Here is a 9,858-nt window from a genome sequence, read left to right as displayed (position 1 = left end):
CGGCGTTCGTGTGCGACCCGCGCCGCCCGCCCCCACGGCGCGCATGACCTCGGGCCGCGGGTCGCACACGAACGCCGACCGCAGCGCGACCACCACCTGTTCCGCGGCCGCCAGGACCAGCCGCTGGCCCACCGTCTTGCCCGCGACGCGCAGCGGCAGCAAGGAGGTGCCGAGCCGGTCGTCGGGAAGCGGTGCACGGGTCACCGGGGTCGCCCCCGCGGTGTGCCAGGCCGCCTGGACCGCGGGACGGGTGGGGTCGGTGAGCGCGGTGGTCAGCAAGGTCTCGCCGCCGCCGATCAACCGTTCACCGACGATGCGCAGTTCGGGCTCGGCCTGGACCGCGAGATCGAGGCTGACGGGGCCGGCCGGGCCGTCGACCGTACATCCGAGGCGGAAGCCGCGCCTCCCCTGCCCGTCGGGGCGCGCCCCCGTCGGCACACACGCCGAGGGGCCGCCGGCCACCTCCGCCAACGCCCGCGCGAGCGACTCCCCGCTCCCCAGCCGGGCGAGAATCGCGTACGCCTGCAGCGCACTGGACTTGCCGCTGCCGCTCCCGCCGCTCAGCAGCGTCAGCGGGCCGAGCGGCAGGGTGACGCCGCGATGGGTCTTGAACGCGGAGAGCCGTAACTCGGTGACCGCCGGCCGCACACTGTCGGTATTCATATGCGGACGTTACGCAGCACCCCGAGCGGAGAACCGTTACGCCCAACAGCTCTTCCTACGAACGGGGGATGGCGCCCGCCGCCTCTTCCTCGACCTCGGTGCCGACGGGTGCCAGCAGAAAGACGTTGGTGTCGACGCGGTGCATCCCGCTGCCCAGTCCGAAGACGACGCCGCTGGAGAAGTCCAGGATGCGCTTGGCGACATCGGTATCGGCACTACTGAGATCCAGCAGGACGGGGATCTGCGCCATCAAGTACTCGGCGACCTCACGGGCGTCGGCGAAGGTCTGGACGCGGATGACGATGAAGCGCCGCAGCTGCTCCGCCGGTTCGTCCTCGGGGAGGGCCCGGTGGTCGGGCCAGGAAGGCCATTCACTACTGCTGCGGAGCGGGACGACCTCGGCGAGCCCTTCCCACTGCTCGTCGGTGGCATCGGGGCCGTTCACCGAATCACCTCACTAGGGGGAGCGCTGGCTGTCTGCGGTATCTGCATCGCACAATTCTAGAGATAAACATACAAAGCTCGGCGGACGCGACACACACCGCGTCACGTCCCGTTCCATCCTGCACCATGGCCCCTGACCTGTGCTGACATCCGCGACAGATATCCTGCGTCGAGATTCTGCGTGCCTGTTCATCCCCATTGTGACGGAGGTCGGTTCTGTCGTGAGCTCCGATCCTGCCGGCCGTCGGCCGCGTGGCCTGCGCGGCCTGCGCAAACCCGCGAAGAAACGACCCGCCGGTCCCCCGCCCGCCACCACCCCGGACGACTCCGACACCCCGGAACAGCCGGCCGAAACCGGCGGCCACGTCATCAACGCCGCCCTGTACCGCGACGGACACCGCGTCAGCACCCACGACACGCTGGCCGACACCTTCCGGGAGCAGCGCGCCACCGCCGGCACCCTCGCCTGGATCGGCCTGCACCGTCCCACCCGCGCCGAACTCACCACCCTGGCCGCGGAGTTCGACCTTCACCCGCTGGCCCTCGAGGACGCCCTGGAGGCCCACCAGCGGCCCAAGCTGGAACGCTACGGCGGCACCCTCTTCGTCGTCCTGCGCGCCGCGCGCTATCTCGACGATCCCGAGGAGGTCGACTTCGGGGAGCTGCATGTCTTCGTCGGCCGCGACTTCGTGATCACCGTGCGGCACGGCGGCGCCCCCGACCTCTCTGCCGTACGCCACCGCATGGAGAAAAGCCCCGAACTCCTCAAGCGCGGCCCCGAAGCAGTCCTCTACGCCATCCTCGATGCCGTCGTCGACGGCTATGCACCGGTCGTCGCCGGCGTCCAGAACGACATCGACGAGATCGAGACCGAGGTCTTCGGCGGCGACCCCCGGGCCTCCCGCCGGATCTACGAACTCTCTCGCGAGGTCGTGGAGTTCCAGCGCGCCACCCGGCCGCTGAACGGCATGCTGGAGAACCTGACCGCGGGCTTCGAGAAGTACGCCATCGACGAGGAACTGCGCCGCTATCTGCGCGACGTGGCCGACCATGCCCTGCACACCACCGAGCGCGTGGACGGCTTCCGCCAGGCGCTGCAGGACATCCTCACCGTCCACGCGACCTTGGTGAACCAGCAGCAGAACGCGGAAATGCGGGCGCTGGCCGAGGCCGGCTTCGAACAGAACGAGGAAATCAAAAAGATCTCGGCCTGGGCCGCCATTCTCTTCGCGCCCACTCTCGTCGGCACGATCTACGGCATGAACTTCCGCTCCATGCCGGAACTGCACTGGGCGTTCGGATACCCCTTCGCCGTCGTCCTGATGGCGATTGTATGCATCAGTTTGTACGTCATCTTCAAGCGGCGGGACTGGCTCTGAGCAACCGTCGCGGGACGAGGTCCCGTGATGCAGTGCGGCCCAGATCGCAGGTGCCGGCGCACATCAGCGGCCGACGCCGCCTCAGACGGGGGCCGTTGCCCGTTTCTGCTGAGCGATACGAGAATGGGAGCAGGCCGAGCTCACCGTCGCGGGGCTGACCGCACGGGTGAGCAACCGGGTCCTTACCGACCCGGGGTTCCGCAGCGTGCAGCAAGCGTGGGCCGACTGCCTGCGGACCAAGGGGGAGTCGTTCACGGCCCTGCACGCTGCGCGCGGCACCGTCCAGAATGCCGCGAACAAGGCCGGAAGCAACCGTGTCGCCCTGTGAAAGGCCTGTGAGGAATCCCGGTGAACTCCTGTCGGCTGCGCTGGACAGGGGGCGCCGGAGCGGTTCCCAGATCGAGTGCAGAGCCGGCGGCGGGCGGTGGCCTGGTGCTGTCGGCGCTGGGCTGCCCGGCCCCGCCTGACCCCACCTCATGATCAGCGCATGGGCCACGAAAGGACCTCATGAACACCCGTCAGATCTACACCACCGACTACCACACCGGCGGCGAACCGTTCCGTATCGTCCCCGAGCCCCCGGTCCCCATGGAAGGGACCACCGTCGCCGACCGCCGCATGTTCGCCATCAACACCCCTGAGGTGGACAACCTGCGCAAGCTGCTGTGCTGCGAGCCCCGCGGGCACGCGGACATGTACGGCGGGTTCCTCACCCCACCCGACGACGCAGGCGCCCACTTCGGTGTGCTGTTCTGGCACAAGGACGGCTTCTCGACCGCGTGCGGGCACGGCAGCATCGCCCTCGCCGTCTGGGCAGTACAGACCGGCCGCGTCGACCGTGACGCCTCCGGCACCACCACCGTCGTCGTCGACGTCCCCTCGGGCCGCGTCACGATGCGCGTGCACTCGACCGACGAGCAGATCACCGGCGTCGACTTCGTCAACGTCCCCAGCTACCGGCTCGGCCAACACGTCACCGTCGAGACCTCGCGCGGGGACGTCACCGTCGACATCGCCTACGGGGGCGCCATCTACGCGCACCTGAAGGCCGCAAACGTGGGCCTGAGCGTCACGCCCGAGCACTACTCCGCTCTCATCGCCATCGGACGCGAGGTGAAATGGGCGCTGAACGGGACCGAATACGCCCGCCATCCCGTCGATGACCGTCTCAGCGGCATCTACGGAACGATCCTGTTCGACGACCTCGGCACCGATGAGGACGGCAATCCGCACCAGCGCAACGTCGCCGTCTTCGCCGACGGCCAGGTCGACCGCTCTCCGTGCGGCTCCGGCACCTGCTCACGGGTCGCCGCCCTCGCGGCGACCGGCCGGCTCAAGCCGGGTCAGACCCTCATTCACGACTCCATCGTCGGTACCCGCTTCCACGCCCGGATCGTCGAAGAGCTGACCGCCGACGGCCATCCCGCTGTGGTTCCAGAGGTCACGGGCACGGCCTACCGGACCGGAGAACACCGCTTCGAGCTCGATCCCGCAGACACCCTCGGCACCGGGTTCGTACTTCGGTAACGGCCTTGACCGCCGATCGCCGGACGAACGGCCGACACACGTTCGCGGTGGTCCTCAAGGCCGTGGTCGCCACCAGATCCATTCGTCGTCGCCCGGCGCGAAAGGCCGCGGAATGGTTGTGCGAGGAGCGAAGCCGGGCGCTACCCGGAGGCTACCGCTCCGCGTTCCTGCGCTCCCGTGCGCCGGGTACGGCGGCAGACACGTACGCACAGGTCCAAAGGTTTTTTCTGAGCGGAGCTCGCACGCCGGCTCTGCGCTTGCCGATTCAGCGGCGGCGCGTCTATCGATGTATTTCGATCACGAATCGCACGGTAATTCATACCATCCGATTTGGGGTTCTTCTGTTGCGTGGGGCTGATGGGCTGCAACTAGCTTCGGTGGCGCGCCGCAGCTCCTGTTCCGGGTTTCCGATGAATCCGGGCGCAGCTGTTCATGAGCCGGACGGCCGGCTCGTGGCCGGGCTGGGGAGGGCGGCGGAATCCGCATCGAAGGAGACGGAAATGAAGAAGGCTTACGAAGCGCCGACGCTCGTCCGACTGGGTTCGTTCCGGAAGAAGACCGGGCTCCTGAACAGCTCCGGAAACGACCGGCTGGTCCTGAGCAAGAACTGAGGTCGACGGCTCGCTGATCCGAAGCCATGACTGAAACGCACCCAGGTGCGGGCACGGGCCCCGGCGACGCGCACTTCGCGGTCTTTCCCGACCGTGCGGACGCGGCCGCCGTGGCCCGCTGCTTCGCCCGCCCGGAATCCCGGACCCTGACGTATGCCTCCGGCCGTCCCTGGCTGGTGGGCCACTGGCACGACGAGGACATCGTGACCGCCCGCGTCGGCACGGACGCCCTCGCCCTCGTCGGCTGCTGTCCGGTCGAGGCCTCCGAACTGGAGCGCCGGCTCGGCCGGTTGAGGGATCTCTCCGAACTCGACGCCTGGGCACGCGGCCTGCCCGGCAGCTTCCATCTTGTGGCCGCACGTGACGGGCGGATCCGGATGCAGGGCACCGCGTCCGGTCTGCGGCTGGTGTTCCACGCCCGCGTCGGCGGTGTACGGGTGGCGGCCACCAGCGCCGATGTGCTCGCCCACGCGCTGGGCGCCGAACCGGACGAGGAACAGGTGGCGGTCAGGCTGCTGTGGCCGGTTCCCCACCCGTTGCTCGAAGCACCGCTGTGGCGGGAGGTCACCTCCGTGCCCCCGCAGGACGCGCTGATCGTCGCGGCGGACGGCCGGTCCGTACGGCACACGCGCTGGTGGACGCCGCCGGAGCCGACCCGGTCGCTCGCCGATGGAGCCCCCCTCGTCCGGGACGCACTCACCGCGGCAGTCGATGCCCGTACGCGGCAGGGCGGCGTGGTCAGTTGCGATCTGTCCGGCGGGCTGGACTCCACCTCCATCACGTTTCTGGCCGCTCGCTCGCCCGCCAAGGTGGTGGCCAGTACCTGGCCGGGTCGCGACCCCGCGGACACCGACCTGTACTGGGCCTCGCAGGCCGCCGAGTGCCTGCCGCAGATCGAGCACGTGGTGTGGAACGCCGACGATTCACCCCTGGTCTACAACGATCTCCTCGGTATCGACGACCTGCTGGACGAGCCGACCATCGGCGTCATGGACCGCTCACGGGTCCTGCACCACCTGCCGGGCCTGGCCCAACGCGGCAGCCGGCTGCATCTGACCGGTATCGGCGGTGACCACGTGGCGTGGTGCTCCGAAGCGTATTACCACCGCCTGTTGCGCAGGCGCCCGTTGTTCGCCGTGCGGCAGCTTCGTGGGTTCCGGGCGCTGTGGCAGTGGCCGCTCGGCGGTATGGCCCGGGCACTGGCCGACTCCCGGCCGTACGGGACGTGGCTGGCGGACGCCGGCCGCGGCCTGCGCGGTCCGCTGCCCGCGTCCGTCAGCAGCGGGCTGGGCTGGGGCATGGCACCGCGGCTGTTCGACTGGGTCACCCCCGAGGCCGAACGGCTGGCCGGGCGGGCGCTTCGTACGGCGGCCGAGACCGCCGTACCGCTGCATCCCGACCGGGGACTGCACACCGATCTGGAGCAGATCCGCTCCTGTACGCGCATCATCCGGCAGTGGGACCGGATGGCGGCCAGGGCCGGGGTGCCGATGGCGTCGCCGTTCTTCGACGACCGGGTGATCGAGGCGTGCCTGGCGGTCCGCCCGAGCGAGCGCGTGACGCCCTGGCGGTACAAGCCCCTGCTCACCACGGCCATGCGCGGCATCGTGCCGGAGTCCTGTCTGGGGCGTACCAACAAGGCCGCGGCATCCATGGACGCGTCCAACGGGCTGCGCGAGCACCGCGGTGACCTGTTGGCGCTCTGGGAGGACTCACGGCTGGCACGGCTCGGTCTGGTGGACGGCGAGGCCCTGCGCCGGCTGGCCCAGCGGCCCGCCACCCCCGGACTGCGCGACGCGATCCTCTACTCGACCATCGCCGGCGAAGTGTGGCTGCGCAGCCTCTCCCGCCCCGCGCGGGACCAGGCCCGCACCGCCCGCTAGGCACTTCGCTGCACGCCCGATACGAAAGGTACCCCTCATGGCATTGCGGTTCGGCGACAAGGTCTCCACGGCGGCGACCGACTACGGCACGGTCCTGCTGGACGAACGCAGCGGCCAGTACTGGGAGCTGAACCCCACCGCCAGCCTGATCGTCACCACCCTGCTGGCGGGCGGCGACGAAACAGCGGCGGCCGACGCGCTCCTCGCCGAGTTCGGCATCGACCGCATGCGCGCCGAGCAGGACGTCGCGACCCTGGTCGAGGAGCTGCGCGCGTCGGGGCTGGCCGCATGACGACACCGAGCGCACTGGAGCGCCCCACCGGAGTCCCCTTCTCCCGGCGGCTGGCCGCCCGACTCGTCTTCCTGCCCGCCGTCGCGCTGTCCTTCCTGCCCCCGCACCGCGTCCGCGCCGTCCTCGGTCTCGTACGCCGCGGAGCCGCGCCGGCCTCCGCCGACCAGGCCAAGAACGCCCGGGACGCGATGTGCGCGGTCAGCCTGCGCTGCGCCGGGCCGCGCGGCTGTCTGCCCCGGTCCCTGGGGGCCGCGCTGCTGTGCCGGCTGGGCGGCAGCTGGCCGACCTGGTGCACCGGGGTGCGGGTGGTGCCTCCCTTCACGGCGCACGCCTGGATCGAGGTCGACGCCCGCCCGGTGGACGAAGGGGTGCCGGACGACTACTTCACCCCGCTCATCGCCGTGGCACCCGTCAGCCGGCCCACCCGATGACCGCGGCCGCAAAGAAGACACCGGACCGTTCGACATGGGGTGCGGTCGCCACCATGTACCGGCTCACCACCGGGCACCGGGCCTCCGTCGTCGTCGCCACCGTGCTCACCCTGGCCGGCTCCGCCCTCGGACTGGCCCAGCCGCTCGTCGCCAGGAACATCGTCGACGCCGACGGACACGGACGGGCCTTCTGGCCGCTGCTCGCGCTGTTGGCCACGCTGTTCGTCACCGAGGCGGCGACCGGCGCGGTGGGGCGCTTCGTCCTGGAGCGCATGGGTGAAGGCGTCGTACGGGGACTGCGCCACGGCCTCATCGCGCGCCTGCTGCGGCTGGAAATGCACCAGTACCACCGGCACCGCACCGGCGATCTGATCTCCCGCGTGACCACCGACACCACCCTGCTCAGGGACGTCGTGTCCCAGGCGCTGGTCGACCTGGTGACCGGCGCCCTCGCCGCCGCCGGGGCGGTCGTCCTGATGGCGTGGATCGATCCGCTGCTGCTGTTTCTGGTCGCCCTGACCGTGGCCACCGCCGCCGTGGTCGTGGCCTCCCTGCTCAAAGGCATCCGGGCCGCCTCCGCACGCATGCAAGGCTCCGTCGGCGCCGTCGCCGCCGAACTGGAACGCGCGCTGGGCGCCTTGCCGATGGTCCGGGTGCACCGTGCCGAGGAGCGCGAGGCGGCGCGCATCGGCACGCGGGTCGACGCGGCGTACGACGCCGGCGTACGGACCGCCAAACTCGCCTCGGTGATGAGCCCCGCCGTCGAACTCGCCGTCCAGGGCTCCTTCCTGCTCGTCCTGGTCATCGGCGGGCTGCGGGTCGACGGACACGCCAACTCCCTCGGCGATCTGGTCGCCTTTCTGCTGTACGCCTCCTACCTGGTGCTGCCGTTGTCGTCGGTCTTCCGGGCGGTCGGGCTGATGCAGCGCGGCATGGGCGCGTACCAGCGGATCGCGCAGGCACTGGCCCTGCCGGCGGAACCCGAGGAGGCCGAGGAGGCCGAGGAGGCCGCAGGGTCCGTGGGCGAGAAGCCCGTTGAGCCTGTGGAGTCCGTTGAGCGGATCGCGACGGGCGGGTGTGTCGATCGTGTGGCGCCCCGGCGGGTTGAGCGGACGGGGAGGAGCGAGACGCCGGCCCTGGCTCTGCAGGACGTCCATTTCGGGTACGTGCCGGACCGGCCGGTGCTCAACGGTGTCTCGTTCGCCGTCCCCCACCACGGGCAGGTCGCCCTCGTCGGACGGTCGGGCGCGGGCAAGAGCACGATCTTCGCGCTGGTGGCGAGGTTCTACGAACCGGGCTCCGGGAGGCTGCTGTTCGACGGGCGTCCCACGACCGAGCTGAGCCGCGGCGCGTGCCGGGCACGCATCGCCGTCGTCGACCAGAACACCCATGTCGTCCATGGCTCGCTCCGGGACAACATCACCTACGCGGTACCCGACGCCGGTGAGGCCGAGGTCCGGCGGGTCGTCGAACTCGCCCGGCTCGACGGGGTGGTCCGACGACTGCCCGGTGGCCTGTCCGGCGTACTCGGCGAACGCGGCAACACCCTGTCGGCCGGCGAACGGCAACGGGTCGCCCTGGCCCGCGCCCTCCTCGCCCGGCCCGCACTTCTCCTCCTCGACGAACCGACCTCCCACCTCGATTCCATCAACGAGACCGCGCTCACCACGCTCATGAAGGAAGCCGCGCAGGAGTGCGCCCTCCTGGTGATCGCGCACCGCCTCTCCACCGTCCAGCACGCCGACCGCATCATCGTGCTGGAGGAAGGCCGCACCGTCGCCGCCGGCTCCCACGAGGAACTGCTGACCACCAGCCCCTCGTACCGTGCGCTGGCCTCCGGCCAGATGCTCCGGCCGGCCGACGGCATGGCCAGGGCGGACGCGGCGACGGCCGGGCACGGACGGCCCCGAAGGCCGTAGCCGACGGCCTCACTTCATGGCAAGCGCCCCGGGGGAGGCGGAACCGGCCCGGCGCCTCCGGGCCCGGCGTCATGGCCACCCGACGCCACTGCCCTCTTCCGCGCACCGTGGCGAGAATCCGGCCAGATTCTGCGGAAGGGGACTGCGCATCCCTCCTGCCTGCTGCCTTCGCGGGCACCCCGAAGTCTGGCTGAAATGGGGCTCCTTCCCTGCCCCGCCGCGTCCGTGAGGTGCCCTGACGCGTTGAGCCACCCAAGGGCAGCAGTCGGCCATTCTTCGCGAGTACCGGCGGTAATTTCGGCCACGGTTACGAAAGAAGAGGCATTATGGCCGTGAAACCGTCTGGCGGCACACGCCGGACCACCAGCGGGGGATGGCTCATATGAGGCAGAACAAGGAGTATCGGGAACTCTTGGCGCAACCGGCCGAGCGGTTAGGCGAGGGGCTACGGGGGCTGGTTCTTGTCGATCCCGCGGGAAAGGAATCGTTCGACTGGGAGGCCGGCGCACACCTGAGCGTGACACTTCCATCGGGAATGATTCACCGGTACTTCGTCCGCGGAAACTCGAATGACCGGCTCCACTTCCGCGTCGGAGTGCCGCAGAAACCACCAGGACACCTTCCCGCCGACGACTTGCCCGGTGCGCCGCAGGCGGAGGCACAGACGGGGGCAAGGACGATGGCGGGGGCGGGGACGCCCGGGCAGGAG

General features: G+C 70.3%; 8 protein-coding genes and 2 pseudogenes. 8 read left to right on the top strand and 2 right to left on the bottom strand.

All coding sequences use genetic code 11. The features are described 5' to 3' along the window. Both EST92_RS28905 and EST92_RS28900 read right to left on the bottom strand, forming a co-directional pair. Nucleotides 1-663, bottom strand: a pseudogene (locus EST92_RS28905) (biotin transporter BioY); the annotation flags it as partial. Between the two features lie 55 nt (nucleotides 664-718). Next, the gene (locus EST92_RS28900; protein WP_006602537.1) at nucleotides 719-1,108 is read right to left on the bottom strand and encodes a cell division protein SepF; all 390 of its coding nucleotides are present in this window, start codon (nucleotides 1,106-1,108) and stop codon (nucleotides 719-721) included. Nucleotides 1,109-1,328: 220 nt separating this feature from the next. On the opposite strand from EST92_RS28900, the gene EST92_RS28895 reads away from it, so the two are divergent. The 8 genes and pseudogenes from EST92_RS28895 to EST92_RS31870 all read left to right on the top strand — a co-directional run. Continuing rightward, complete coding sequence (locus EST92_RS28895; RefSeq protein ID WP_129283658.1) at nucleotides 1,329-2,486, top strand: magnesium and cobalt transport protein CorA; 1,158 nt, start codon at nucleotides 1,329-1,331, stop codon at nucleotides 2,484-2,486. A gap of 507 nt (nucleotides 2,487-2,993) precedes the next feature. Then, entirely contained in the window at nucleotides 2,994-4,013 is a 1,020-nt protein-coding gene (locus EST92_RS28890) for a proline racemase family protein (protein WP_129283657.1), read from the top strand. Nucleotides 4,014-4,513: 500 nt separating this feature from the next. Next, the gene (locus EST92_RS28885) at nucleotides 4,514-4,624 is read left to right on the top strand and encodes a keywimysin-related RiPP (RefSeq protein WP_107070770.1); all 111 of its coding nucleotides are present in this window, start codon (nucleotides 4,514-4,516) and stop codon (nucleotides 4,622-4,624) included. 26 nt (nucleotides 4,625-4,650) lie between these two features. After that, nucleotides 4,651-6,507 carry a lasso peptide isopeptide bond-forming cyclase gene (locus EST92_RS28880; protein ID WP_129283656.1) on the top strand — a complete coding sequence of 619 codons (1,857 nt, stop codon included), beginning with the start codon at nucleotides 4,651-4,653 and terminating at the stop codon, nucleotides 6,505-6,507. A gap of 37 nt (nucleotides 6,508-6,544) precedes the next feature. After that, nucleotides 6,545-6,799: a lasso peptide biosynthesis PqqD family chaperone gene (locus EST92_RS28875; RefSeq protein WP_129283655.1), complete on the top strand. Its 255-nt coding sequence runs from the start codon at nucleotides 6,545-6,547 to the stop codon at nucleotides 6,797-6,799. Beyond that, the gene (locus EST92_RS28870; RefSeq protein ID WP_129283654.1) at nucleotides 6,796-7,230 is read left to right on the top strand and encodes a lasso peptide biosynthesis B2 protein; all 435 of its coding nucleotides are present in this window, start codon (nucleotides 6,796-6,798) and stop codon (nucleotides 7,228-7,230) included. The genes EST92_RS28875 and EST92_RS28870 overlap by 4 nt, the downstream gene beginning before the upstream one ends. Further along, nucleotides 7,227-9,149, top strand: a complete 1,923-nt coding sequence (locus EST92_RS28865) for an ABC transporter ATP-binding protein (protein WP_129283653.1) — start codon at nucleotides 7,227-7,229, stop codon at nucleotides 9,147-9,149. The genes EST92_RS28870 and EST92_RS28865 overlap by 4 nt, the downstream gene beginning before the upstream one ends. A gap of 382 nt (nucleotides 9,150-9,531) precedes the next feature. Then, nucleotides 9,532-9,858 (top strand): annotated as a pseudogene (locus EST92_RS31870) (hypothetical protein); the annotation flags it as partial.

The organism is Streptomyces sp. TM32 (assembly GCF_004122755.1).
Classification (GTDB): Bacteria; Actinomycetota; Actinomycetes; order Streptomycetales; family Streptomycetaceae; genus Streptomyces; species Streptomyces sioyaensis.
The sequence above is the reverse complement of the archived record's forward strand: the minus strand, read 5'-3'. Positions and strand labels throughout refer to the sequence as shown.